The organism is Pengzhenrongella sicca, from assembly GCF_017569225.1.
In the GTDB taxonomy this organism is placed as follows: Bacteria; Actinomycetota; Actinomycetes; order Actinomycetales; family Cellulomonadaceae; genus Pengzhenrongella; species Pengzhenrongella sicca.
Window position 1 is genome coordinate 2,207,434 of sequence record NZ_CP071868.1, and the last position, 25,320, is coordinate 2,232,753.

22 protein-coding genes are annotated in these 25,320 nt (G+C 74.2%); 13 read left to right on the forward strand and 9 right to left on the reverse strand.

Translation table 11 applies throughout. The features are described 5' to 3' along the window. Nucleotides 1-45: 45 nt before the first annotated feature. From J4E96_RS10055 to J4E96_RS10070, 4 genes are all read left to right on the forward strand, one after another. Nucleotides 46-1,638 carry an HNH endonuclease signature motif containing protein gene (locus J4E96_RS10055; protein ID WP_227421978.1) on the forward strand — a complete coding sequence of 531 codons (1,593 nt, stop codon included), beginning with the start codon at nt 46-48 and terminating at the stop codon, nt 1,636-1,638. Nucleotides 1,639-1,732: 94 nt separating this feature from the next. After that, nucleotides 1,733-2,728, forward strand: coding sequence for an NAD(P)-dependent alcohol dehydrogenase (locus J4E96_RS10060; protein ID WP_227421979.1), 996 nt, complete (start codon nt 1,733-1,735; stop codon nt 2,726-2,728). Between the two features lie 289 nt (nt 2,729-3,017). Beyond that, nucleotides 3,018-5,447: a DUF4118 domain-containing protein gene (locus J4E96_RS10065; RefSeq protein ID WP_406620457.1), complete on the forward strand. Its 2,430-nt coding sequence runs from the start codon at nt 3,018-3,020 to the stop codon at nt 5,445-5,447. Continuing rightward, nucleotides 5,444-6,127 (forward strand): response regulator, encoded by a 684-nt coding sequence (locus J4E96_RS10070; protein ID WP_227421981.1) that lies wholly within the window; start codon nt 5,444-5,446, stop codon nt 6,125-6,127. The genes J4E96_RS10065 and J4E96_RS10070 overlap by 4 nt, the downstream gene beginning before the upstream one ends. Here the strand turns inward: J4E96_RS10070 and J4E96_RS10075 are convergent, their stop codons facing one another. Beyond that, nucleotides 6,128-6,619 carry a beta-class carbonic anhydrase gene (locus tag J4E96_RS10075; RefSeq protein ID WP_227421982.1) on the reverse strand — a complete coding sequence of 164 codons (492 nt, stop codon included), beginning with the start codon at nt 6,617-6,619 and terminating at the stop codon, nt 6,128-6,130. A 110-nt stretch (nt 6,620-6,729) separates the two neighbouring features. On the opposite strand from J4E96_RS10075, the gene J4E96_RS10080 reads away from it, so the two are divergent. Next, nucleotides 6,730-7,986, forward strand: a complete 1,257-nt coding sequence (locus J4E96_RS10080) for a low temperature requirement protein A (RefSeq protein ID WP_227421983.1) — start codon at nt 6,730-6,732, stop codon at nt 7,984-7,986. 6 nt (nt 7,987-7,992) lie between these two features. Here J4E96_RS10080 and J4E96_RS10085 read toward each other — a convergent pair whose 3' ends face one another. From J4E96_RS10085 to J4E96_RS10095, 3 genes are all read right to left on the reverse strand, one after another. Then, nucleotides 7,993-9,582 (reverse strand): EAL domain-containing protein, encoded by a 1,590-nt coding sequence (locus J4E96_RS10085; RefSeq protein WP_227421984.1) that lies wholly within the window; start codon nt 9,580-9,582, stop codon nt 7,993-7,995. 184 nt (nt 9,583-9,766) lie between these two features. Beyond that, nucleotides 9,767-10,234 carry a GatB/YqeY domain-containing protein gene (locus J4E96_RS10090; RefSeq protein ID WP_319637667.1) on the reverse strand — a complete coding sequence of 156 codons (468 nt, stop codon included), beginning with the start codon at nt 10,232-10,234 and terminating at the stop codon, nt 9,767-9,769. A 34-nt stretch (nt 10,235-10,268) separates the two neighbouring features. Next, nucleotides 10,269-11,054, reverse strand: a complete 786-nt coding sequence (locus tag J4E96_RS10095; protein ID WP_227421986.1) for a PIG-L deacetylase family protein — start codon at nt 11,052-11,054, stop codon at nt 10,269-10,271. 345 nt (nt 11,055-11,399) lie between these two features. Here J4E96_RS10095 and J4E96_RS10100 point away from each other — a divergent pair, with 345 nt between their 5' ends. From J4E96_RS10100 to J4E96_RS10120, 5 genes are all read left to right on the forward strand, one after another. Then, a complete protein-coding gene (locus J4E96_RS10100; protein ID WP_227421987.1) occupies nt 11,400-13,136 on the forward strand; it encodes a bifunctional 3'-5' exonuclease/DNA polymerase in 1,737 nt (578 codons plus the stop codon). A gap of 134 nt (nt 13,137-13,270) precedes the next feature. After that, nucleotides 13,271-13,501, forward strand: a complete 231-nt coding sequence (locus J4E96_RS10105; protein ID WP_227421988.1) for a hypothetical protein — start codon at nt 13,271-13,273, stop codon at nt 13,499-13,501. 44 nt (nt 13,502-13,545) lie between these two features. Beyond that, nucleotides 13,546-14,205 (forward strand): GntR family transcriptional regulator, encoded by a 660-nt coding sequence (locus J4E96_RS10110; protein WP_227425720.1) that lies wholly within the window; start codon nt 13,546-13,548, stop codon nt 14,203-14,205. 8 nt (nt 14,206-14,213) lie between these two features. Then, a complete protein-coding gene (locus tag J4E96_RS10115) occupies nt 14,214-15,554 on the forward strand; it encodes an MFS transporter (RefSeq protein ID WP_227421989.1) in 1,341 nt (446 codons plus the stop codon). Then, nucleotides 15,551-17,023: an MFS transporter gene (locus tag J4E96_RS10120; RefSeq protein ID WP_227421990.1), complete on the forward strand. Its 1,473-nt coding sequence runs from the start codon at nt 15,551-15,553 to the stop codon at nt 17,021-17,023. The genes J4E96_RS10115 and J4E96_RS10120 overlap by 4 nt, the downstream gene beginning before the upstream one ends. Nucleotides 17,024-17,054: 31 nt before the next feature. On the opposite strand, the gene J4E96_RS10125 is transcribed toward J4E96_RS10120, so the two are convergent. Together J4E96_RS10125 and J4E96_RS10130 are read right to left on the reverse strand one after the other, a co-directional pair. Next, a complete protein-coding gene (locus J4E96_RS10125) occupies nt 17,055-17,858 on the reverse strand; it encodes a glycoside hydrolase family 16 protein (protein WP_227421991.1) in 804 nt (267 codons plus the stop codon). Next, nucleotides 17,858-19,669, reverse strand: a complete 1,812-nt coding sequence (locus J4E96_RS10130) for a cation:proton antiporter (protein ID WP_227421992.1) — start codon at nt 19,667-19,669, stop codon at nt 17,858-17,860. Before J4E96_RS10130 ends, J4E96_RS10125 begins: the two co-directional genes overlap by 1 nt. Nucleotides 19,670-19,737: 68 nt before the next feature. On the opposite strand from J4E96_RS10130, the gene J4E96_RS10135 reads away from it, so the two are divergent. Next, nucleotides 19,738-20,391 (forward strand): hypothetical protein, encoded by a 654-nt coding sequence (locus J4E96_RS10135; RefSeq protein ID WP_227421993.1) that lies wholly within the window; start codon nt 19,738-19,740, stop codon nt 20,389-20,391. 108 nt (nt 20,392-20,499) lie between these two features. Then, entirely contained in the window at nt 20,500-21,138 is a 639-nt protein-coding gene (locus J4E96_RS10140) for a DUF4386 family protein (RefSeq protein WP_227425721.1), read from the forward strand. Here the strand turns inward: J4E96_RS10140 and J4E96_RS10145 are convergent. Both J4E96_RS10145 and J4E96_RS10150 read right to left on the reverse strand, forming a co-directional pair. Continuing rightward, on the reverse strand, nt 21,135-22,034 hold the full coding sequence (locus J4E96_RS10145; protein WP_227421994.1) for an EamA family transporter: 900 nt from the start codon (nt 22,032-22,034) through the stop codon (nt 21,135-21,137). The genes J4E96_RS10140 and J4E96_RS10145 overlap by 4 nt on opposite strands. A gap of 34 nt (nt 22,035-22,068) precedes the next feature. Next, a complete protein-coding gene (locus J4E96_RS10150) occupies nt 22,069-22,977 on the reverse strand; it encodes a carbohydrate kinase family protein (protein WP_227421995.1) in 909 nt (302 codons plus the stop codon). A gap of 107 nt (nt 22,978-23,084) precedes the next feature. Between J4E96_RS10150 and J4E96_RS10155 the strand changes: the two genes are divergently transcribed. Further along, a complete protein-coding gene (locus J4E96_RS10155) occupies nt 23,085-23,432 on the forward strand; it encodes a UBP-type zinc finger domain-containing protein (RefSeq protein WP_227421996.1) in 348 nt (115 codons plus the stop codon). 20 nt (nt 23,433-23,452) lie between these two features. Here J4E96_RS10155 and J4E96_RS10160 read toward each other — a convergent pair whose 3' ends face one another. Beyond that, on the reverse strand, nt 23,453-25,150 hold the full coding sequence (locus J4E96_RS10160; RefSeq protein ID WP_227421997.1) for a nitrite/sulfite reductase: 1,698 nt from the start codon (nt 25,148-25,150) through the stop codon (nt 23,453-23,455). Nucleotides 25,151-25,320 lie beyond the last annotated feature (170 nt).

Below are 25,320 nucleotides of genomic sequence, written 5' to 3' on the forward strand. Positions count from 1 at the left end.
TTGCGGGGTGGGGTGCGTGTGGGTGGTCCGTCCTAGTCTGTACACATGTTCGAACCGAGCGATGACGAGGTAACGGGGGCCCCAGCGGGGGCCGGCCCGACGGGCGTGGGCGCCACCTCCACGGTCGCTGGCGGGCCGCCGGTGTCGGTGGATGTGACGTTCGGGCTGTTGCTCGGGCGGGTGTTTGCGGAGGCGGGGGCGGCGTTGGCGCAGGCCGCGGCGGCGGGGTCCTGCATCGCGGGGCCGATCGATCAGGTCGCGTTGTCCGCCGCGTTGATGGAACAGGTGCCCGGCTCACCGCTGGTGGAGCTGCTTGAGGGCCTGTCCCCGTCGGATGTGCATGATGCGGTGTTGATCGAGGCGATCGCCGCCTGGGAACGCGTCACCTCACTCGCCGCGGCGCGGCAGGGCGAGATGATCGCCGAGCTCGCCCGGCGCCGGGACGCGCAGCGTCTGGGTGAGTTCGTGGGTGATGAGGTCGCGTCGGTGCTGGTGATGTCCCGGTCGGTGGCGGAGGCGAAGGTCAGCCTCGGGACCTCACTGGCGGCCTGGCCCGCGGTGCGCGAGGCGCTCGCATCCGGGGTGATCGATCACCGCAAGGCCACCGCCCTGGTCGACGGCGTCGGGCACCTGGATGACGACGCGGCCGCCGCCGTCCTGGACAAGGTTTTGCCGGTCGCTCCGGGTTTGACGGTGCCGGCGTTGAAGGCGCGCCTGCGCAAGGTCGAGCTGACCGTGAACCCGGCCGCCGTGGCTGAGCGGCGCGCCCGCGACGCCGCCGACCGGTATGTGCGGGTCAGCCCGGCGCCGGGGGTGATGGCGTGGTTGACCGCGTACCTACCCGCCAAGGACGCGATGACCGTGTTCACCGCGATCGACGCCATCGCCGCCTCCGCCGACCCCGCCGACCCGCGCGGTGTGGCGGCGCGCCGCGCGGACGCCCTGACCGACCTCTGCACCGACATCCTCACCACCGGCATCGCCCCCACCACCGCACTACCCGGCACAGCGGGTCAGGGGTCCGGGACAGCGGGTCAGGCCGGCGGGACTCCGAGGGCTGGCGGGGTCTTGAAGACGGAGCACGGTCGTCGACCGCACCTGCAGGTGACCGCCGCTGCGACCACGTTGCTGGGTTTGGATGAGGTACCCGGGGAGCTGGCCGGGTACGGGCCGATCCCCGCAGACCTGGTGCGGGCGATCGCGGCGGACGCGACGTGGCGGCGGATCTTCACCGACCCCGCCACCGGGTGCGTGACCGGGATCGGGCCGCGCGGGTACCGCCCCGGCGCCGACCTGACCGGCACCGTCCTGGCCCGGGACAAGACCTGCACGTTCATCGGGTGTCGGATGCCGGCGTGGCGGTGCGACCTGGACCACCGCGACCCCTACGACCACGACCACCCCGACCTCGGCGGGCAGACCTGCGCGGAGAACGTCCACTCGTTGTGTCGTCACCATCACCGGGCCAAGACCTACGGCGGCTGGCACCCCGACCTCGACACCCGCACCGGCGACACCTGGTGGACCTCACCAACCAAACACCGCTACAAGCGACCCTCCGTCGACGCCAACCCCGAACCGCCGCCACCCGACCGACCCTGGCTCCACGAACCCCAGCCCGACGACCCACCCTTCTGAGCTGCAAACCCTGCGAGCCGCGAACCCTTCTCAGCCGCGAGCCCTTCTCGCCGCGGCCAGCCCTTCCGGGCGCCGGCCCACTAGCATCCGAGGCATGAAGGCTGCGGTCAGCACCCGGTACGGCCCGCCCGCGGTCGTCCGCGTCGTCGACGTCCCGGCGCCAGCGATCGGCGCCGACGACGTGCTGGTCCGGGTCCGGGTCGCGACGGTGAATCGGACCGACTGCGGGTTCCGGGCGGGGCAGCCGGTCATCGTGCGCGCGTTCAGCGGCGTGATGCGGCCGCGCGCCCACGTGCTGGGCTCCGAGTTCGCCGGCGTGGTCGAGGCCGTGGGCGCCGCGGTGACGTCGTTCGCCGTCGGCGATCGCGTCTTCGGGTACGCCGAGGACCAGTGGGGCGCCCACGCCGAGTACCTGGCGATCCCCGCGGCCGGGCCGATCGCGGCCATCCCGGCGAACGTGACGTTCGAGCAAGCAGCGGCGAGCACCGAGGCGTCGCACTACGCGCTGGCGTCCCTGCGCAAGGCCAGGGTTCGCACCGGGCACGACGTCCTCGTCAACGGCGCGACGGGCGCGATCGGGTCCGCCGCCGTCCAGCTGCTCGCGGCCGTCGAGGTGACGGTCACGGCCGTCTGCGACGGCGCCCACGCCGACCTCGTCAGGGGGCTCGGGGCCTACCGGGTGATCGACCGGACCGTCGAGGACTTCACCCAGGACCGGCACTCCTACGACGTCGTGTTCGACGCGGTCAGCAAGAGCACGTTCGGCCGTTGCCGGAGCCTGCTCCGGCCCGGCGGCACCTACGCATCGACGGACCTCGGACCGTGGGGCCAGAACGTTGCCCTGTCCCTGGTGACGCCGCTGCTGAGTACGTGGCTGCTCGACGGGAAGACGGGACTGCTCCCGCTCCCGCCCACCTACGACCAGGCGCTGGTCCAGTACTTCGGGCGGCTGCTCGAGACCGGCAGGTTCAGCCCGGTCATCGACCGGAGCTACCCGCTGGACCAGATCGTGGAGGCCTACGAGTACGTGGAGACCGGGCAGAAGATCGGTAACGTGCTGCTGCGCGTCGGCGACCCGGCGGCGCACTAGCTCCGGCCTGCCACGTCTGCTCCGGCCTGCCACGTCACCTCCGACCCGCAACTCAGCTGAAACCCGTCCAGCAGCTTCGCGGCGATGCTCCGGCGCAACCGCGGCGCTCGTCGGGGCGACGACGCGGACCCGGACCGTCCGCGTCGGCGGCGAGCCGCCGGTGAACGTGCTTCGCCTTGTCCGCGCGCTGGACAATGGCCTCGTGACCACACCTGCATCGGACACCGCTCGGCCGGGCCGGCTGACCGTCTACTTCGGCGCCGCTCCGGGGGTCGGCAAGACCTACGCGATGCTCGACGAGGCCCACCGCCGCGCGGCCCGCGGCACCGACGTCGTCGTCGGCCTCGTCGAGACCCACGGGCGGGCCGCGACGGCGGCCCAGCTCGACGGCCTCGAGGCCGTGCCGCTGCGCCGCCTCGAGCACCGCGGCCGCGAGTTCACCGAGCTCGACGTCGAGGCGGTGCTCCGGCGTGCGCCGGAGGTGGCGATGGTTGACGAGCTTGCGCACACGAACATCCCGGGCTCGCGGAACGCGAAGCGGTGGCAGGACGTGCACGAGCTGCTCGACGCCGGGATCGACGTCGTCACGACGGTCAACGTCCAGCACCTCGAATCGTTGAACGACGACGTCGAGGCGATCACCGGCGTCCGCCAGCGCGAGACGGTGCCCGACCATGTGGTCCGGGACGCCGACCAGATCCAGCTGATCGATCTGCCGCCCACGGCGCTGCGCCGCCGGCTCGCGCACGGGAACGTGTACCGCGCCGAGCAGATCGACGCGTCGCTGTCGTCCTACTTCCGGCTCGGCAACCTCACCGCGCTGCGCGAGCTCGCGCTGCTGTGGCTCGCCGACCGGGTCGACGACGCGCTGACGACCTACCGCCGCGACCACCGGATCGAGGAGACCTGGCCCGCGCGCGAGCGCGTCGTCGTCGCGGTCACCGGCGGGGACGAGAGCGAGACACTGATCCGCCGCGGGGCGCGCATCTGCCAGCGTGCCGCCGGGTCCGAGCTGCTGGCGGTGCACGTGCTCGCGACCGACGGGCTCCCGAGCGCGCGACCAGACGCGATCCGCACGCAGCGCCTGCTGGTCGAGTCGCTCGGTGGCGTGTTCCACACCGTGATCGGTGAGGACGTGGCGTCGGCGGTCGTCGACTTCGCGCGAGGCGTCAACGCCACGATGATCGTCGTGGGCGTGTCCCGACGCAGCCGCTGGCGCGAGGCGCTGTCGGAGAGCAACGGGGTCGAGATCGCCCGGCTCGGCGAGAGCATCGACGTGCACCTGGTCAACCACGAGAATGCGCGCGCGGGCAAGGGCGTGCCGTCGCGGGCGAGCTCGCAGTCGCCGCTCCGACGCGCGCTCGGCTGGGTCGCGGCGCTCGCCGCGCCCGCGGCGCTCACGGCGGTGCTCCAGGGGGTGGACGCGGGCTTGACCACCGACGTGCTGCTCTTCCTTGCGCTGACGGTCGCCGTCTCGCTCGTCGCGGGCCTGTGGCCGTCGATCCTCACGGCGGTGCTCGGGTTCGCCGCGGTGAACTACTTCTTCACGCACCCGAAGGGCCAGTTCACGATCGCCGATCCCGAGAATCTCGTCGCCCTCATCGTGTTCGTGCTGGTGGCGATCGCCGTGGCGTCCGTCGTCGACCTCGCCGCGCGGCGGACGGCGCAGGCGTTCCGGGCCCGCGCCGAGGCGTCGGCGATGGCCGCGGTGTCCCGATCCGTGCTCACCGGCGAGGACACGACGCAAGCGGTCGTCTCGCGCCTACGGGAGACCTTCGCCCTGGCCGCGGTCTCCCTCCTGGAGCGCGACGCCGGTCGGGGACCCTGGCGAGTGCTGGCCACGGACGGCCCCGAGCCCGCCGTGGAACCGGGTGACGCCCAGACGGTGGTCACGATCGACGAGTCACGGGTGCTCGCGCTGCGCGGCCGGGTGCTGCCCGCGAGCGACCGGCGGGTGCTCGAGGCGTTCGCCGTGCAGGCCTCGGTGGTGCTCGAGCACCGCCGCCTGCGCGAGCGGGCCGAGCACGCGCAGACCCTCGAGCAGACGGACTCCGTGCGCAACTCGCTGCTCGCGGCCGTCTCGCACGACCTGCGCACGCCGCTCGCGACCATCCGGGCCGCGGTCGACGGCCTCAGGTCGCCCGACGTCCGGCTCGACGACGCCGACACCGCGAGCCTCGTCGACGCCGTGGGCACCGCGACCGCCCGGCTCGAGCGGCTCATCGACAACCTGCTCGACCTGTCCCGGCTGCAGACCGGCAGCGTGCGCGCGCAGGTCCGGCCGACGAGCCTGGACGAGGTCGTGCCGCTCGCGACCGAGGGCTTCACGCCGGCGCAGGTGGAGGTGGAGGTGCCCGAGACGCTCCCGCTCGTGGCCACCGACGCCGGGCTGCTCGAGCGCGTGCTGGCGAACGTCGTGTCGAACGCGGTGCGCCACTCACCGCCGGGCGCCACGGTCCGCGTCTGCGCGTCGTCCACGCTCCGCGAGGTCGAGCTCCGCGTGATCGACACCGGCCCCGGCCTGTCCGAGGAGCTCAAGGCGCGCATGTTCGAGCCGTTCCAGCGGCTGGGCGACTCGTCCTCGGACGGGCTGGGCCTCGGGCTGGCCGTGGCGCTGGGACTCGCGGCCGCCGTCGGCTCCGAGCTGGCCGCGGAGGACACCCCCGGCGGCGGCCTGACCATGGTCCTGACCGTCCCGCTCGCCGAGGTGATCGCATGAGCGGCTCCCGAGTCCTCGTCGTCGACGACGAGGCCGCGCTGGTGCACGCGCTCGCGATCAACCTGCGTGCCCACGGCTGGGAGGTCGCGTCGGCGACCACGGGCGCCGACGCGCTCGACCTCGCGGCGAGCTGGCATCCCGACGTCGTGCTGCTGGACCTCGGGCTGCCCGACATCTCCGGGCTCGACGTCATCGCCGGGATCCGCGGCTGGAGCCGGGTGCCCGTGGTGGTGCTCTCGGCGCGCCAGCACGGCGAGGACAAGGTCGACGCGCTGGACGCGGGGGCCGACGACTACGTCACGAAGCCGTTCGCGATGAACGAGCTGCTCGCGCGGCTGCGGGCGGCGGTGCGGCGCGCGACGCCGGGCGACGCGACCGAGGCGGTCGTCGAGGCGGGCGAGCTCACGATCGACCTGGCGCGCCGGCGCGTGCTGCGCGCCGGGGTCGAGGTGCGCCTGAGCCCGACCGAGTGGGCCCTCGTGGAGGTGCTCGTGCGCAACCGCGGCAAGCTCGTCGGCCGGTTGCAGCTGCTGCAGGAGGTGTGGGGCCCCGCCTACTCGACCGAGACCAGCTACCTGCGGGTGTACACGGCGCAGCTGCGCCGCAAGCTCGAGCGGGACCCGGCCCACCCGCGGCACATCATCACGCAGCCCGGCGTGGGGTACATCTTCGAGGTCTGACTACCGCACCTCCCGCAGGGTGCCCGTCGCGACGTCGTAGACGAAGCCGCGGACGGCGTCCCGGTAGGGGATGGCGGTCTCGGCCTGGATCCGGCCGATGTTCTGCCGCACGTCGGCGTCGAGGTCGGTGAACGCCTCGGGTGCCCAGGTCGGCTTGACGCCGGTCTCGGCGAGGATGCTGGCGCGGAACTCGTCGTCGCTGAACGTCAGCATGCCGCAATCGGTGTGGTGGATCAGGACGATCTCCCGCGTGCCGAGCAGCCGCTGGCTGATCGCGAGCGAGCGCAGCTCGTCCTGCGTGACGATCCCGCCCGCGTTGCGAATGACGTGCGCGTCGCCCTCCTCCAGGCCCAGCAGGCCGTAGACGTTCAGGCGCGCGTCCATGCACGCGAGGATCGCGATGTGCCGCGCCGGGGGCAGGGGCAGGTCGCCCTTCGTGAACGACCGGGCGTACTGCTCGGCGTTGCGCAGGAGCTCATCGGTGACGGACATGGTCAGCCCTTCGTGGGTTGGGAGGCGTGCGAGCGGTCGTCGCCATTCGAGCACGCCGGCCGCCGGTCGGCATCTCGCGCACGGGGACATGTCACCGCAATACTGGCGGCGTGCCAGCCGACAACCCGCCGACCAACGTCCGCGGCCACCCCCTGGCCCGGATGGCCGGGCGCGACCCGGGCGAGGGGCACCGGCCCGCGAGCCCGCTCGAGCTGCTCTTCGACCTGACGTTCGTCGTCGCGTTCGGGCAGGCCGCCGACCAGCTCGCCCACCTGGTCGCCGCCGGCCACCCGGCCCCCGGCGTCATCGGCTTCGTCGTCGCCATCGCCAGCACCTGCTGGGCCTGGATCAACTTCTCCTGGTTCGCGTCCGCGTACGACACCGACGACTGGTCCTACCGCCTGACCACGATGGTGCAGATGATCGGTGTGGTCGTCTTCGCGCTGGGCCTGCCGGACCTGTTCGCCTCGCTCGAGGAGGGCCACGGCGTCGACAACGCCGTGATGGTCGCGGGGTACGTCATCATGCGCATCGCGATGATCGGGCAATGGCTGCGGGTCGCGCGGCAAGACCCGGAGCGGCGCCGCACCGCCGTCACGTACGTGTCCTTCGTGGGCGTCGCGCAGCTGGGATGGATCGTCCTCGCGCTTGCCGACCAGTCCACCGCCGCCTTCCTCTGCGGGGCGGCGCTGCTGTTCGTGCTCGAGTGCACCGGCCCGGTCGTCGCCGAGCGGAGGTTCCCGAGCACGCCGTGGAACCCGCAGCACATCGCCGAGCGGCACGGCCTCCTCGCGATCATCGCGCTCGGCGAGGTGATCTTCGGCACCGTCGCCGCCGTGTCGGGGCTCGTGCAGGAGCAGGGCTGGAGCGCCGAGGCCGTCCTGGTGGTGGTCGCCGGGGTCGGCATCGCGTTCGGCCTGTGGTGGAGCTACTTCATCATCCCGTCCGCCGAGATCCTGGCTAGGCACCGGCGCCGGGCGTTCGTGTGGGCCTACGGCCACGTCGCGGTCTACGGCTCGATCGCCGCCACGGGTGCTGGCCTGCATGTGGCCGCGTACGTGATCGAGGGCAGCGCCGTCGTCGGCGTGCTCGGGGCGATCGTCGCCATCTCCGTCCCGCTGCTCGCCTCCTCGGTCGCGCTATTCGGCCTGTACGCCTATCTCCTGCACGACTTCGACCCGCTGCACGTCGCCCTCTTCGTCGGCAGCGTCGTGCTGCTGCTCATCGCCGTCGTCCTCGCCGGGGTGGGGGTCGCGATCGGCGTGTGCCTGCTGATCGTGACGCTGGCGCCCGCGGTCGTCGTCGTCGGGTACGAGGCGGTCGGGCACCGTCGCCAGGCGGCCGCGCTCGCCCGCGCGCTGCGGTAGCGGCGCTCACGCGGCGTGCTCGAGCGGCCACGCCATCCCGCCGGGCCGGCGCCACGGTGGCTCCGCGGCCGGGCGGCCGAGAAGGTACCCCTGCGCGCAGATGACCTGGGCGTGCCGCGTCTGGCTGTGCGCCGTCGTGACGAGGTGGTGCAGCAGGGACTCGGTCTCGATGCCCTCGGCCACCAAGGCCGCGTGGGCGTCAGCGCAGAAGGCGAGCACGGACGCGAGCGCGGCCCGACCGGCATGCCCGTCGCTCGCCCGGCGCACCGCGTCCCGGCTGACCTTGACGTAGTCGGGACGGACCCGGCGCAGCAGGCTGGGCTCGTCGGCGTGCGACAGCGGGTCGTTCAGGGCGAGGCGGAATCCGAGCCCGCGGAGCGAGTCGCTCGCCGCCGTGACCGCCGCGCCCCCCGCGCGGTCGAGCCCGGCGAGCTCGACGACCACGTGCCCGGGGGACAGCCCGGCGGCCTCGACGTCGTCGCGCAGCGCGAGGCCGGCCTGCTCGCCGTGCTCGAGGAACTCGGGAGCGACGTTGAGGAACAGCAGGAGGTCCGTCGGCAGGTCCGCGACGTGGGCGAGCACTGCCTGACGGCACAGGAGATCGAGGTCGTCCACGCACCCGAGCTGGTCGGCTGCGTCGAAGGCCTCTCGCGGCCCCGAAAGGCCGAGCTCGGCCGCCGGCCGCGCGAACCCCTCGATCCCGAGCACGACCTGGGTCTCGACGTTCCAGATCGGCTGGTACTCGGCCGACATGAACCGGCTCACCAGGATCTGCTGGACCGCCGCGATGGTGTCGGGCGCCGGGGCGCGTTCGACGCGCTCGATCAGCCCGCTGTGCGTGACCACCTGGTTCCGCCCGTTGCGCTTGGCCTCGTCCAGGGCGGCCCCCGCGCGGGCGCGCAGCACGGCGCCGTCCGGGGCGGCGCCGGAGCTCAACGCCGCGGGGTCGAACACCGCCAGGCCCGCGCTGACGGTGATGCCGCCCATGCGCGCGAGCGCCGCGTGCCGGAGCCGGGTCACCGCCCAGGCCGCGGCGCCGCCGTCGGTGTGCGGCATGATCACCGCGAAGGTGTCGCCGCCCAGGTAGAACGGGAGGTCGACCGAGCGGCCGGTGCGCAGGGCGTGCGCGAGGGCCACGAGCAGGTCGTCGGCGGTGCGGCCGCCGACGTTCGCCCGGACGAAGGTGAAGTCGTCCACGTCGACGAGCGCGAGCGTGAACGGGTCGCGGTAGCGCATCGCCCGGTCGATCTCCCGCTCGATGACCTCGCGGAACGTCGCCTCGTTGGGCAGCCCGGTCAGCTCGTCGCGGAAAGCGCGGGCCTCGACGAAGGACAGGCGTCGGGCGAGGGCGTGGCCGCCGCCGAAGTAGAGCACCGGGAGGGCGAGCACGACGGTCAGGACGATGCCCCAGGCGGACGCGACGACGAACGTGCTGTAGTCCGGGAGGTCGAGCGCGCGCCGCAGGACGAGCGACTGGGTCAGGACGAGGACGACCGGGGCGATCATCAGGACGAGGACGACCGGAGCAAACAGCCTCAGACGGGGGTGCCGGGCCGTGACGCTGGCGCCGCGAGCGCCGACCGGACGGTTCGGCATCAGGTGCCCTCCCAGCGAGGTGAGCCCACGAGCCGCCCGGCGGCGGCCGACGTCGGCCGCCCGCTCGGAGATCCGGCGCGGTGCTGGAATTCGACGATACGCGCGGAGGTATTACCTGTCGATGCCCGTGAGCCCGCGAGCCCGTCAGTCCGTCAGTCCGGCAGCCCGTGAGCCCGGCAGCCGGTCAGCCCTGCAGCGCGCGTCGCACGCGCGCCGAGAGCTCCTTGCCGTCGACCCGTCCCAGGCCGGCGGCCGCGGCGTTGGCCGCCTTCATGACCGTGCCCATGTCCTTGAGGCTGCTCGCGCCTGACGCCGCGATGGCGTCCGCCACGAGCTGGTCGAGCACCTCGGGGGTAACCGTGGCCGGCAGGTACGCCTCGATGAGGTCGGCCTCGGCGGTCTCGGTCTCGGCACGCTCGGTGGCGTCCGCGTCGCGGTAGATCTGCGCGCTCTCGCGCCGCCGCTTCACCTCGCCGGCCAGCACCGCCTGGATCTGCTCGTCGGTCAGCTCGCGGGCGGCCGGGCCGGACTTCTCCGCCGCGCGCACGGCGGCGATCGCCTGGCGCACCGTGTTGGTGCGGAAGGCCGTGCGGGCCTTCATGGACACGGTCAGGTCTGCGGTCAGGCGCTCGAGTGTGGTCACACTGGCCATCGTGCCCCTTCCGCGGCCGGGCCGGCGCGCCGGGTCAGTCCAGGCCCTCGAAGATGCTGTGCAGCGGCGGTTCGGTCGGCGCGCGCGGCGGCCAGACCACCACGTGCGTCTCGTGCGTGGCCCCGCGGACGAACGTGTCGTCGTCGACGGCGGGCAGCATGACGTGCCGCTGGCTGCGGTGCTCCTTGAGACCGGCGAGCAGCCGGTGCGCGACGGCAGCGGTGCGCACGTCCACCCCGATGCGCGAGTCCTCGACGCTGCGCAGGTGGTAGATGCGGTCGGGGTCCCACGGCGGGTGGCCGTTCGCCCGCCGCCACGCCTGGTGCCGGGCGAACCAGGAGTCCGCGATGGCGGGGTGCAGGAGGCGGCGCAGGCCCGGACCGCCGTCGCGGCGCACCGCGTGGAACGCCGCGTCCGTCGCCGCCCCGATCGCGACGTGGTCGGGGTGGCCGGTGAGCCCGTCGGGCCCGAAGGTCACGACGACGTCGGGGCGCTCGGCGTCCAGGAAGGTCGCCACCGACGAGACGAGGCCGTCGAACGGCACCTCGGCGAGAGCGCCGTCGGGCAGGCCGAGCCAGTCCTGCCGGTCCGGGGAGTATCCGAGGCTGCGCCACGCGCGCGCGTCCTCCTCCCGCCGCAGCGCGCCCAGCCCGTCCGGCCCGACCTCGAGGCCCGGCGCCACCTCGCCGGCCTCCCCGTCCGTCGCCAGCAGCACGGCCAGGCGGAACGTCGGCTCGGCGCAGTGCAGCGCGACCGACGCGTAGGTGCAGTACGCCTCGTCGTCGGGATGCGCGAAGCACGCCGCGAGCGTCGGGCTCATGCGTACCGTCCCTTCGTCTCGGGTGCCACCCATACAACTCCGCGTCCTCCCGAAACTCATCGCCCCCGATGACCCCCCTTGCACCCGATGACCCCCCTCGCACCCACGAGACTCCTCGCTGGCGGACGCAGCCGGCACGCCGAACGGGGAGTTGTGTGCCCGAATTCGCCCGTCGGGCGACCACAACTGGCAGTTCGCGGAGAGGGTGAGCGCGAGTTGAGCGCGAGTTGAGCGCGAGCGGCGTCGGCCGGGTTGTGGGTGGAGGCGGCGGTGTGGGGGGCGCGGTGTGGGTGTCGGGGGATGTGGGTTGCCGCGGGATGTGGGTGGCGGCGGCGAGAATGGGGCGTGTCCTTCCTGGTAGTTGCCGACGACGCCGCTCGGCCGGGCGCCGTCGTCGTCGTTGCGGTCTCGGACCAGGGCGCCCCGGGGGACCGCACCGTCGTCGACGCGCGCGAGCTGCCGGCGCTCGTCGCGGCCCGTGAGCAGGATCGTCCCCGGTGGGTGTGGGACGACACGGACCGCTGGTACCCGCCGCTGCTCGCCGCCGGCAGCCGGGTCGAGCGGGCCTACGACCTGCGCCTGTGCCACGCGATCCTGCGCCGCAGCGCGACCTGCGACCGGTCCGGCCTCGCGCTCGCCCCGGCGGGCCTGTGGGACGAGGCGCGCCGGCAGGAGCACGCGCTGCCGGAGCTCACGCTCTTCGACGACCCGGCGTCGGCCGCCACCCCCACCGCCGGCGCGGACGGCGACGGCGGCGGCGCGAATCTCGGCGGGGTGCTCGACGACGTCGCCCGCCTTGACGGGAAGCTCGACGTCGTCGACGAGCTCGCCGCGCAGCTCGCCGCTGTCGCCGGGTCGCGCGCGCCGGGCCGGTTGCGGCTGCTGCTCGCGGCCGAGTCGACCGGGGCACTCATCGCCGCGGAGATGCACCACGACGGCATGCCGTGGAGCGTCGACGTGCACGACGCGCTGCTGACCCGCGCGCTCGGGGCCCGGCCGGTGCACGGCGGCCGCCCGCCACGCCTCGACGAGCTCGCGGCGCAGGTGCGCGCGGCGCTCGGGAACCCGTCCGTCAACGTGGACTCGCCGCCCGAGCTGCTGCGCGCGCTGCGGTCGGCCGGGCTCGACGTCGCCACGACCCGCACGGGAGAGCTGCGCGAGCAGACCCACCCCGTGGTCGCCCCGCTGCTGGCGTACAAGAAGCTCGCCCGACTGCTCAGCGCCAACGGGTGGTCGTGGATGCAGGCGTGGGTGCACGAGGGCCGGTTCCGGCCGCAGTACGTGCCCGGCGGCGTGGTCACCGGCAGGTGGGCGACGAACGGCGGCGGCGCGCTGCAGCTGCCCGCGAGCGTGCGGGCGGCGGTCCGGGCCGACCCGGGGTGGAAGCTCGTGGTCGCCGACGCCGCCCAGCTCGAGCCGCGCGTGCTCGCCGCGATGTCGGGCGACGCCGCGATGGCCGCCGCCGGCCGCCATGCCGACCTGTACCAGGGCGTCGTCGACGCCGGCATCGTGGACACCCGGGCCGAGGCGAAGTACGCGATGCTCGGCGCGATCTACGGCGCCACGACCGGGCCGAGCGCGGTCCTGATGCCGCAGCTGACCCGGGCGTTCCCGCGTGCCGTCGCGCTCGTCGAGGACGCGGCGCGCGCGGGGGAGCGCGGCGAGGTCGTGTCCACGTGGCTGGGCCGGTCGTCGCCGCTGCCCGGCGCCGCGTGGCAGGAGGTGGTGGCCCGGGCGGAGGGCGAGCTCGCCCGGCCCGACGACGTCCGCGCGGCGCGGGGGCGGCGCCGCGACTGGGGCCGGTTCACCCGCAACTTCGTGGTCCAGGGCACGGCCGCGGAGTGGGCGCTGTGCTGGATGGCGGCGCTGCGGCGGCGGCTGCTCGCGCTCGACGGCCGCCCGCACCTGATCTTCTTCCTGCACGACGAGGTCATGGTGCACGCCCCGGCGGCAGCGGCCGACGACGTCGCCGCCGCCATCGTGGCCGCCGCCGCCGAGGCGGGTCGGCTGCTGTTCGGGGACGGCCCGGTCGACTTCGCGCTCGACGTCTCGGTCGTCGACTCCTACGACCAGGCGAGCTGAGCAAACTAGGGGCGGGCGACGGGGCCGCCGCGCGGCGTAGGTCAAAAATCCCAGGCGGACCTGCGCCCGATGCGCCATCGTTAGAGGGTCGGAGACCCCGACCACAACGCGCGATCCACACCCAGGAGCACCACATGTCCACCCTGCAGATCTTCGCCCCGTCCGCCGCCCGACGGCGATCCCCTCTCGGCTCCGTCGGCGCCGCGCGCCGTTGGGTGCGCGAGACCCCCGCGCCCCGCTGGGAAGGAACCACCGGCGACAAGGCCACCTTCGTCGGGTACGTCGGCGCGAGCATGGTCGGGTGGACGTTCCTCGGGCTGGCGGCCTCCGCCGCGTTCGGCCAGCTGCTCGGGCTCGCCGGCTAGCAGCCCGTCCGGCGGGAACGGCGGCATAGACTCATGTTGTGTCTATGCCGCGATCGACCCTGTCCGCCGCCGACGTCGCGTACCGGCACGTCAAGGATCTGATCCTCGACGACCGCCTGCCCGGGGGCTCGATGGTGAGCGAGGGCGAGATCGCGGGCCAGCTCGCGCTGAGCCGCACGCCGGTGCGGGAGGCGTTCCTGCGGCTCGAGGCCGAGGGCTGGCTGCGGCTGTACCCCAAGCGGGGCGCCGTCGTCGTGCCCATCGCCGCGGGCGAGGCCCGGGCGGTCGTCGACGCCCGGCTGCTGCTCGAGGTGCACGCCGTCGCGGCACTGGCCACCGCCGACGACCGGGACCGGCTGCGGTCGGCGCTGGAGTCGTCCGTGGCGGAACAGACCGCGGCCCTCGACCACGGCGACGTCGAGGCCTACTCGGTGCAGGACACGGCCTTCCACCTCGCGATCGTCGCGGCCGGCGGCAACGCGCTGCTGACGGGGTTCAGCGTCACGCTGTGCGAGCGACAGCACCGCATGGTCGCGCGCTCGCTGTGGCGCGACGTCGAGCGTGCGCGCGGCTTCGTCGCCGGGCACGCGCGGCTCGCGGCGCTGATCGGCGCGGGCGACACCGCCGGCTTCGAGGACGCCCTCCGGCGCCACCTGCAGGACGCCCACCTGGCCGAGCGCGCCGCCGACGCCGCGTCCCTGTGACGCGCGCGGTGGGCCTCGCCCCGGTGACGCGCGCGGCGGGCCTGGCACCCGCGCTGGCCCCGGCCCCGGCAACGGCCCGGGTGCGGTGGTGGCGGGCGCCCTGGCTCGCCGTCGGCGGCTCGATGTTCGCGATCGCCTGGGGCGGCAACGAGTTCACGCCGCTGCTGGTGATGTACCGCGACGTGAGCAACTTCTCCGCCGTCACGGTCGACCTGCTGCTCGGCGCGTACGTGATCGGCATCGTCCCCGCGCTGCTCGTCGGGGGACCGCTGTCGGACCGCTACGGGCGGCGGCCCCTGCTGCTGCCCGCGGCGCCGCTGAGCCTCGTCGGGTCGCTCGTGCTCGCGAGCTTCGCGCAGTCCGTGCTGGCGCTGTCGCTCGGGCGCGTGCTCTGCGGCACCGCGCTGGGCCTGGTGATGGCCGTCGGCACGACGTGGATCGCCGAGCTCTCCGTGGACGACCCGGACCCGGGGGCGGGCGCGCGCCGCGCGTCGCTCGCCCTGACGCTCGGCTTCCTGGTCGGCGCTGGGGTGGCCGGCGCGCTCGCGCAGTGGGGTCCGCTGCCCACCGCGACCGCCTACCTCGTGCACGTCGCGCTCACCGTCGGCACGGGCGCGTGGCTGCTGCGCGCCCCGGAGACGCGCCCTGCCAGCACGCCCCGCGCGCGGGGCTCGCTGCGCGGTGACCTGCGCGTTCCGTCGGTCGCGCACCGCCGGTTCCGGCGGGTCGTGGTCCCGCTCGCTCCGTGGGTGTTCGGCTGCGTGGGCAGCGCCTACGCGGTGCTGCCGGGCCTGATGCGCTCGCACGCGGGCGGCCTGCCGATCGCGTTCTCGGCCCTGCTGACCGTGCTCACGCTCGGGTGCGGCGTCGGCATCCAGGTGCTCGGGCGGGCCATCGACACCCACCGCAGCGCGCGGGCCTCGGTCATCGCGCTCGTCATCATCGTCGCCGGGATGGCCCTAGGAGCCCTCGCCGCACGCGAGCTGACCCTGACGCTCGCGTTCGCGGCGGCCGCGGTGCTCGGCATGGGCTACGGGCTCGCGCTCGTCGCGGGGCTCAACGAGGTCCAGCGCATCGCGGGACCCGACGACCGCGCCGGCCTCACCGCCGTGTACTACTCGTTCGCCTACCTCGGCTTCTTCATCCCCGCGGTCCTCGCGGTGCTCGCCCGCCGCTGGACCTACCCGGAGATGTTCGGCGCGGGCGTCGTCATCGCCCTGGGCTGCCTCGCCGTCGTGGCCTCCGGGTGGCGCGCACACCTGCCGGCGCAGGAGTCGCGCGAAACGCTCGTCGGGGCGGAGAATCGCTGCGCGACCTCGCGCTCCGTCCGAGAGGATCACCGCCCGTGACCGACAGCTCCGCCCCGCCGCCCACGGGCGGCGTCGTCTCACCGCGCTCCTGGCGCGTGCTCGGCGTGCTCCTGATCGGCATGTCGATGTCGCTGCTCGACGCGACCATCGTGAACGTCGCGCTGCCGACGATCCGGACAAGCATCGACGCCTCGGAGGCGACGCTGTCGTGGATCATCTCCGGGTACGCGCTCGCCTTCGGGCTCGCGCTCATCCCTGCCGGCCGGCTCGGCGACCGGTACGGGCACAAGTGGGTCTTCATCGCGGGCCTGGCCCTGTTCACGGCGGCGAGCGTCGCGTGCGGGCTCGCCCAGGGCGGCACCCAGCTGATCGTCGCCCGGGTCGCGCAGGGGCTGGCCGGGGGCATCTACCTGCCGGCCGTGACCGCGTACATTCAGCTGCTCTTCACCGGGCGGACCCGCGGCAAGGCGTTCGCGATCATGGGCGCGGTCATCGGGGTTGCCACGGCGCTCGGGCCGCTGATCGGCGGCCTGCTCATCGAGGCGTTCGGCGACGCCGACGGGTGGCGGCTGGTCTTCTTCGTCAACATCCCGTTCGGCATCGTCGCGCTCGTCGCGGCGGTCGTCCTGCTGCCCGCGGGCTCGGCCGGTGCCCAGGCGGCGAAGGGCGTCGATCTCGGGGGTCTGCTGCTGCTCTCGGGCGGCCTCGTCGCGCTGCTGGTGCCGCTCATCGAAGGCGAGGACCAGGGCTGGCCGCGGTGGACCTTCCTATCGCTGGCCGGCGGGGTCCTGCTGATCGTGGCCTTCGGCGCCTGGGAGGTCAGGGTGGCCCGGCGCGGGCGCAGCCCGCTCGTGCCGCCGCACCTGTTCTCGCACGCCGCCTTCACGGGCGGCACGATCCTCGCGCTCGTGTACTTCGCGGCGTTCGTCAGCATCTTCTTCACGATCTCGCTGCTCTGGCAGGCCGGGCTCGGCCACTCCGCGCTCGAGTCGGGGCTCGTGTCGGTGCCGTTCGCGCTGGGCAGCATCGTCGGTGCCTCGCAGAGCGGGCGCCTCGCCGCCTCGATCGGCCGCCGAGTGCTCGTCATCGGCGCCGGGATGGTCGCGGTCGGCCTCATCGCGCTGTGGCTGGTCCTGCGGCTGGTCGAGCCCGGCGACCTGACGAACTGGGACCTCCTGGTGCCGTTGCTCGTAGCGGGCGCCGGCAGCGGGCTGTTCATCGCCCCGAACGCCCAGTTCATCATCGCGACCGTGGATCGGCACGAGGCCGGCGCGGCCAGCGGCGTGATCGCCACGATGCAGCGGCTCGGCAGCGCGATCGGCATCGCGATCATCGGCAGTGTCTTCTTCGGCACCCTCACGCTGCCGACGACGACGGCGCCCCCGACCGCGGCCGAGCTCGCGGTGGCCTTCACCCACAGCGCCGCCGTGGCCCTCGCGGTCAGCGCGTCCTTCGCGGTGGTCGCCTTCGCGCTCGTGTTCGCCCTGCCTCGGCGTGTGACGCGGTAGCTGCCGCCATATCCGTGCCGACACGGTGCCCCTAGCGCGGTCGGTAACCGTGGACGTAGTCGACGACGAACTCCTTCGGGTAGCGGCCCTCGTGCCCCGGGCCGGTCAGGTCGTACACGTTGAGCATGAGCTGCATCGGGTACTGCGGGGCCTGCCCGATCACCCGCACGAGCTCGCGGTCGAGGTAGAAGGCCACCTCGTCGGGCGTCCAGCGCACGGCGTACCGATGAAGCTCGCGCGCGTCGATCGGCTGCGCCAGCACCGAGAAGTCGTCGACGAGCGTCGGGTCCGCAAACGGGTGGATGCCCATCCCGACGGCGGCGACTCCCGGCCCGACGTCCGCGCCGAAGACCTCGACGACGCAGATCTCCGCCGACCGCTCGGGTGCGTCCTCGACGCCGATCATCCACAGCGCGACGAGCGCGTCGGGGTCGTCGGTCGCCGCCGCCCGGACCTCGACGACGCCGAACCGCGGCGTGTACAGGCGCGACGCCGCCTGTGGCTCGCGGACCACGAGGCCGGGCCGGAAGCGGTGCTGTCCGTTGGGTGAGCCGAGCGGCCCGGACCACAGCCCGGTCTGCAGGGACGACACCCGCACCTCGCCGTCGAACTCCGGGGACCACGGTGCCTGGTCGGCGTCGACCCGGAGCGTCAGGCACCCGGCCCGGATGTCGTAGCGCGCTTCGGTCGCGGCCCGGCTGCTCCATTGCGGCAGGTAGTACGGGAGCCAGTGGTCCCGGTTCAGCTCAGTGCCCCCGAAGTTCTCGTCGAACTCGAGCTCGTACCTCTCGAGGTCCAGCCGCGACGGAGCACCGGGCGCGCCGACGGGCCTCATCACTGGCTCCGCAGCTCGGTGCTGATCTGGTCGGCGTCGAGCACGGCGAGCGCCTGGTTGAGGGCCGCCGAGCTGTAGATGCCGAGCTGCCGGGCGTGCAGGAGGTGGGCGCGCTGCGCGCCGATGACGGCTAGGCGGAGCTCGCGGTACTGGGCCGAGCGGAGCCCCGCGCCGCCCGCGCCGTCGCCCACGCCCGTGGCGTCGTCGTCGCCCGCGCCGTCCTCCGCATGGCGGTGCTCCAGCGCGAGCCGGATGCGCGCGAGCATCTGCTCGTCGTACGGCCGGCCGTCGGGTCGGCGCAGGTCGGGCAGGTCGATCGTGGCACTGGCGAGCGCATCGAGCTCGCCGAGCAGCTCGGCACGTTCACCGGCCCCGTCGGCGCTGGCCCGGACCAGACCGAGGCGGCGCACCAGCCAGGGCAGGGTGCTGCCTTGCACCAGCAGCGTGCTGGCCGCGACGACGAACGCGATGAGCACCAGGAGCGATCGCTGGGGCGTGTCGTGCGGCAGCGACTGGGCCGCGGCGAGCGTAACGACCCCGCGCATCCCGGCCCACACGAGCACGACGCCCTCCCGCCAGCCGAGCGGCTCGGCGCTGAGGTAGTCGATGTCGGCGATCTGCTGGGTGATCCGGGTCCGGAAGCTGGCCGCGTCGGTCGCGCGGCCCGGACGGGTGCCGGCCTTGGCCGGCGCGATGTCGCGGGTGGGTTGTTCGCCGCGCCGCCCGCGCCCCGTGCGCGCGATCGCGACCCGGGTCAGCCCACTCGCGTCGATCCGCGCGTCCAGGTTCGTGAGGTGTCCCTTGACCGCCGGACCGCGCCGAGCCCGGGCCCGCAGCTGCCACAGCAGCGGCACGACGTACAGGGCGCGCAAGGCGACGACGACGACCGCGCCGAGGAGCCCGACGCCGAGGGCGAGGGCGAGGCTGCCGCCCGCCGCGCCGACGTCGTCGACGAGCCCGAAGAGCTCGAGCCCCATCACGAGGAAGACCCCACCCTCGAGCAGCAGCTCGAGGGTCCGCCAGTTGGCCGTCTCGGCCATGCGGTCCTGCGGGCGCAGGTACTTGGCGCTGCCGTACCCGGTGACGAGCCCAGCGGCGACGGTCGAGACGAGCCCGGACGCGCCCAGGCGCTCGGCGGGCAGGTAGGCGATGAACGGGACGATGAACGAGATCGCGGTCGTCAGGTGCGCGTCGGGCAGCTTCGAGCGCACGGCGAGGCTGACCCGGCCGACCACCAACCCGATGCCGACGGCGACCGCGATCGAGTACAGGAAGTTGCCCGCGACGTGCCACAGCGAGACCGACGCGGCGGTGGCCGCGATCGCCGAGCGCAGGAGCACGAGGGCGGAGGCGTCGTTGAGCAGGCTCTCGCCCTCGAGCACCGTCACGACGCGGGGGCCGACGCCGAGGCGGCGCACGATCGCGGTGGCGACGGCGTCCGTGGGGCTGACGATCGCGCCGAGGGCGATCCCCGTCGCGAGCCCGACGTCGGGGATCACCGCCGAGAACACGACGCCCAGGGCGACGGACGTCACGACGACGAGCGTCACCGACAGGCCGCTGATCGCGGTGAGGTCGCGCCGGAAGTCCATCGCGGGCATCCCGACCGAGGTCGAGTACAGCAGCGGCGGCAGCACGCCGGCGAGGATCCACTCGGGCTCGAGGTGGATGGCAGGCACGGCCGGGATCAGGCTGAGGCCGACGCCGAGGAGCATGAGCAGCAGCGCGGCGGAGACGCCGACCTTCGGCGCGAGCGCGTTCACCGCGACGATCAGGACCGCGGCCACGACCCCGAGCAGGAGGTACTCCATCAGCGGAACTCCCTGTCGGTCATGCGCACGAGGCTAGCGGCGTGCGCAGATGCGGCACACTTGCGCCGGTGAGCGACCTGGCCCCGCACGAGCGCCGATGGCCGGCAACGGTGACCGTCGCCGGAGTGCTGGGCCTGCAGCTCGCGCTGCCCGGCGCGGTGACGGCCGGGCCGGTCTGGCTGCTGCCGGTCCTCGAGGTCGCGCTGCTCGCACCGGTCGCGATGGTCAACCCGGTCCGGCTGTCCCGGGACACCCGCTGGCTGCGGTGGACCGCGCTCACCCTCACCGGACTGCTCGCGGTGGCGAACGCGTGGCACCTCGCGCTGCTGGTCGACGTCGTCGTGTCGGGCACGTCGATCGCGCCGCGGGCGCTGGTACAGGCCGCGCTGCTGATCTGGATCACGAACGTCGCCGCCGTCGCGCTCGCGCTGTGGGAGACGGATCGCGGCGGGCCGTTCGCGCGTGACCCGCGGCACGACCGCCGCCCGGGCCGGCCGGACCTGCTCTTCGTGCAGATGGGCGGGGTGCCGGGGTGGGACTCGGACAGCTGGCGGCCCAGCTTCGCGGACTACCTGTTCGTGGGCTTCACGACCGCGACGGCGTTCAGCCCGACCGACACGATGCCGCTGTCCGCGCGGGCAAAGGCCATGATGGCCGGCGCCGCGAGCGTCTCGCTCGTGACCCTCGCGATCGTCGCGGCGCGAGCGGTCAACGTGCTCTGACGGCGACGTACTCTCGGACTCGGGAGGCGCGATGGGCGCGGCACGGCGAGGCGGGCAGGCGATGATCGCCTACGGGCTGACGGCCCTCGGGTCCTCGCGCTCACGAGCCTGGCGGTCGCCCGACTAGGCCTGACCGACGGCGACGACGCGGCCGTCGGACTGGCGTTCTTCCGCGCGCACGGCGACGTGTACGTCGCGGCCGGGCTCGGCATCGTCGCGATGGCGGTCGCCCTCACGGTCGCGGTGATCGGCCTCGACGAGGCGCTCGCGGAGCGCGCGAGCCGCGTCGCCCGGAGGTCCGTCGCCGCCTGCGGGTTCTTCGCTGCCGCCTGCCTCGCGGCCGCGGGCGCCGTCCAGGTCGGCGCACCCGGTCCGGTGCTGCGGATCGCGGAGATCGACGCCGCCGACGGCCGGGCGGCCTACCTCGTCGTGCACCTGGTGGGCGTCCAGGGCGCCTACGCCGCCGGGCTGCTCGCCGTGAGCGGGTGGGTCGTCGGGATCTGCGTGCTCGCGGGCCGGTCGCGACTCCTGCCCGCGCCGCTCGTCTGGCTCGGGGTGATCCCCGCCGTGCGGGTGCTCATCGGCCTGTTCGGGCCGTTGCTCGACGGCGCCCCGGACGCGCTGTTCGTGCTGTACCTCGCCGGCGCCGTCGGGGTGAACCTGTGGGTGCTGATCGCGGGCGCGGTGCTGGCGCGGGCCGCGCACGGCCGGACCGTCCGGCCGGGGAGCCTCGGGCCCGGCGGTTAGGACCCGGCGCGCGTCGTCGGCGCGATCGCGGCGTCGGGTCGCGCGCCGCTGCGCTCGGCACCGATCCCGGCGGCGACCACGAAGGCGATGCCGAGCACCGGCACGAGGCCCGGCTGCTGCTGGAGGAAGACCAGACCGATCAGCAGCGCGATGGCGGGCTCGAGGCTCATGAGCGTGCCGAACGCGGCCGTGGTCAGCCGGCGCAGCGCGAGCAGCTCGAACGTGAACGGCACGGTGGGCAGGAGGATCGCGAGGCCAAGGCCCGCGGCCACGAGGGGCCAGGTCAGCGAGCCGACCGTGCTCGGGGCCGCGACGACCGTCGCGACGAGCGCCGCCACCGGCATCGAGATCGCCAGGCCCCGCAGCCCCGACACCTCGTCCCCGACCCGCTGGGTCAGCACGATGTACGCGGCCCAGCACACCGCCGCGCCGAGCGCGAAGCCGACGCCGACGGCGTCGACCTTGCCGAGCCACGGCTCGGTCATCAGCAGCACCCCGAGCCCGGCGAGCACCGGCCAGACCAGCTTGCGCAGGCCGGGGCTGTGCGCGACCGCGACCCCGAGCGGCCCGAGGAACTCGAGCGCGCTCGCCGTCCCGAGCGGCAACCTGGACACGGCCGCCATGAACAGCAGGGTGACCCCGGCGGTCACGACGCCGAGCAGGACGCTCGCGCGCAGGCCGCGGCGGGACATCGTCCACGGCCGCGGACGCACGAGCAGCAGGAAGATGACGCCCGCCCAACCGAGCCGCAGCCACGCGACGCCCGCCGGCCCGAGGTCGTCGACCAGGCCGATGGACGCGGCGAGACCGAGCTGGACGCAGAGCATCGAGCCGACCGCGAGGCCGGTGCCGACGCGGGCGGATGCCCGGGCGGGCGGGCTCGTGGGCGAGGGCATCGCTTGAGTAAACACGAACGCGGCGACGGGCGACCTACTCGGGCTGATCGGCCCCCGTGTCGCTGGCCAAACCGGCGATCCGGCGCACCGCGTCGGCCGTCAGGTCGGTCGAGACCAGCGCGGCCGAGGCCACCGCCAGGGCGCCGGCCGCCGCGCCGAGCCGCAGGCAGTGCGCGAGCGGGCGTCGCTCCAGGTGGCCGAGCAGCATGCCGGCGACGAACGCGTCCCCGGCGCCGTTCGTGTCGACCACCCAGGTGGCGGTCGTGGCCGGCACCTCGAGCCAGCCCTCGGTCCGGCCGAGGGCGAGCGCCCCGCGCGCGCCGCGCGTGCACACCGCCCACCGCGCGCCGGCCGCGACGGCGTCGGTCAGGAATGCGCGCGGGTCCGCGAGGCGGTCGGCGCTCACGACGACGACGTCGGCGGCCGCCAGGAAGTCCCGATGGAACGCCGCGTGCCCGTCGTAGTCGTGCAGGTCGCACCACACCGGAACCCCGGCCGTCCGGGCGAGGTCCAGGTACCGGCGGGACGCGTCGCTGAGGTCGACAACGGCGACCTCGCAGCGGGCGAGGTCCGCCGCGGCGGACGCGGGCACCTCGTCCGGGGCCCTCGGGACGTCCAGGTAGATCGACACGCGCTCGCCGCCGGCGGCCATCAGGTTGAGGTGCCGCTCGGTCGGCCCCGGCACGACCGTCGCCTCGAGGCGCAGGCGTGGCTCGGCGAGCTCGGCGCGCACGCGCGTGCCGGCGTCGTCGTCGCCGAGCACCGTGTGCAGCGCGACGTCGACGCCCAGCCGCGCCAGTGCGAGCGCCTTGCCGGCCGACGTCCCCCCGAGCGTGTCCCGGTGGTCGGACGCGAACAGCGTCTGCGAGCGGGGCTCGGGCAGGGCGGCGACCGTGACGATCGCGTTCCAGGACACCGGGCCGGCGACGAGAACTGAGGGCATGAGACGCGACGCTAGCGCTGCACCGGGCGCTGGCCTACGCGGGTGTGGTCGGCCACGATGGGCTCGGGCGGCAGCCCGGACCCGTTCGCGAGAGATGGAGCGACTTGATGGACACCCCAGGTATCGATCCCCACGTCGCGCCGAGCGGGCCCGGGTGCGCGGCCTGCGAGGAGCTCGGCGGTTGGTGGTTCCACCTGCGCCGATGCGCGCAGTGCGGGCTGGTCGGGTGCTGCGACTCGTCGCCGGCCCAGCACGCCAGCCGGCACGCCCGGGAGCAGGGTCATCCGTGGATCCGCTCGTACGAGCCCGGCGAGACGTGGTTCTACAGCTACCCCGACGACGCGATGTCCGAGGGGCCTGAGCTCGCCGCGCCGCTGCACCACCCGGTTGGTCAGGCGTCGCCGGGACCGCTGGGGCGCGTGCCCGACGACTGGCGCCAGCGCCTGAACCGGTGACCGCGGCGGGCGACGGCTCGTCAGAGCAGGGCCTCCTCCGCCGCGCGATGCGCCCAGGCCCCGAACGGCTCGACGCCGGTCGGGGTGCTCTCGCGGTCGGCGACGTAGCGGCGCACGACGCGCTCGACGTACTCGGGCACGCCGTCGGCGGTGACCTTGAGGCCGCGCACGGTGCGCCCGAGCCCGGCCTCGTCGCGGTCCGGCGAGGCGAGCCCGCCGCCCAGGTGCACCTGGTAGCCGGGCACCTGCGCGCCGTCGTCGTCCATGACCAGCTGGCCCTTGAGGCCGATGTCCGCGGTCTGGATGCGCGCGCACGAGTTCGGGCACCCGTTGATGTGCAGGCTGATCGGGGCGAGGCCCGGCTGGTCCATCAGGCGCTCGTCGAGCGAGTCGATCGCGCGGATCGCGGTCGCTTTGGTCTCGACGATCGCGAACTTGCAGAACTCGATGCCCGTGCACGCGATCGTGGACTGCCGGAACGGGCTCGGCTCGGCCTCGAGCCCGTGCGCTCGCAGCCCCGTGACGACGGCGGCGACCTGGTCGGCGGGCACGTCCAGGACGAGGAGCTTCTGGTAGGGCGTCAGCCGGATGCGGTGCGACCCGGCGGCGTCGGCGAGCTCGGCCACGGCGGTCAGCGCCGGTCCGGACACGCGGCCGACGTAGGGCGCGGCCCCGACGTAGAACCGGCCGTCCTTCTGCGCGTGCACCCCGACGTGGTCGCCCGCGCGCGTCGGTCGCGGCGGCGGGGGACCGTCTGGCAGCTCGTACCCGAGGAACTCGTCCTGCAGCACGGTGCGGAACCACGCGGCGCCCCAGTCGGCGAGCAGGAACTTCAGCCGCGCCTTGGTGCGCAGCCGCCGGTAGCCGTAGTCGCGAAACAGGGAGGTGATCGCGCCCCAGACGTCCGGGACCTGCTCCTCGCGCACGAACGCGCCGAGCCGCTCGCCCAGGCGCGGGGCGACGCTCAGCGCGCCACCCACCCACAGGTCGAAGCCCGGGCCGAGCTCGGGATGGTTCACGGCCACGAAGGCGATGTCGTTGATCTGGTGCTGGACGTCCTGGCTCGGGTGGCCGGTGATCGCCGTCTTGAACTTGCGGGGGAGGTTGGCGAGCTCGGGGTCGCCGAGGTAGCGGCGGGCGATCTCCCCGATCGCCCAGGTGGGGTCGAGGATCTCGTCGGCGGCGATGCCCGCGACCGGGCTGCCCAGGATCACGCGCGGCACGTCGCCCGCCGTCTCGGTGGTGCTCAGGCCGACGGCCTCGAGGCGGCGCCAGATCTCGGGCACGTCCTCGACCCGGATCCAGTGGATCTGGATGTTCTGCCGGTCGGTGATGTCGGCGGTGCCGCGGCCGAACTCGGTCGAGATCGCCCCGATCGTGCGCAGCTGCTCGGTGGTCAGCGCGCCGCCGTCGATCCGGACCCGGAGCATGAAGTACCGGTCCTCGAGCTCGTGCGGCTCGAGCGTCGCGGTCCGCCCGCCGTCGATCCCCGGCTTGCGCTGCGTGTACAGGCCCCACCAGCGCAGCCGACCCCGCAGGTCGTCGGCCGGGATCGAGTCGAAGCCGCCCGCGGCGTAGACGTTCTCGATCCGGTCCCGGACGTTCAGGCCGTTGTCGGCGGCCTTGACCACCTCGTTCGGGTTCAGGGGTGCGTGGCCGTCGACCGCCCACTGGCCATTCGGCCGGGACGCGCGCGCGGGGGTGCTGGGCAGGGTCATGGGAGGTCCTCGGGGGTCGAGCGCAGGCGTTGAGCAGAAGTGGGGTTCGGGTTCGGCCGACGGCGGCGGACCCGGACGTGACGCGAGGGTCAGCGCCGACACCAGGCGCGGCGCTGGCGGGCGCTCGTGCTGGGGGCGTGCAACGCGCTCGGTCGACTGCTCACCCCGTG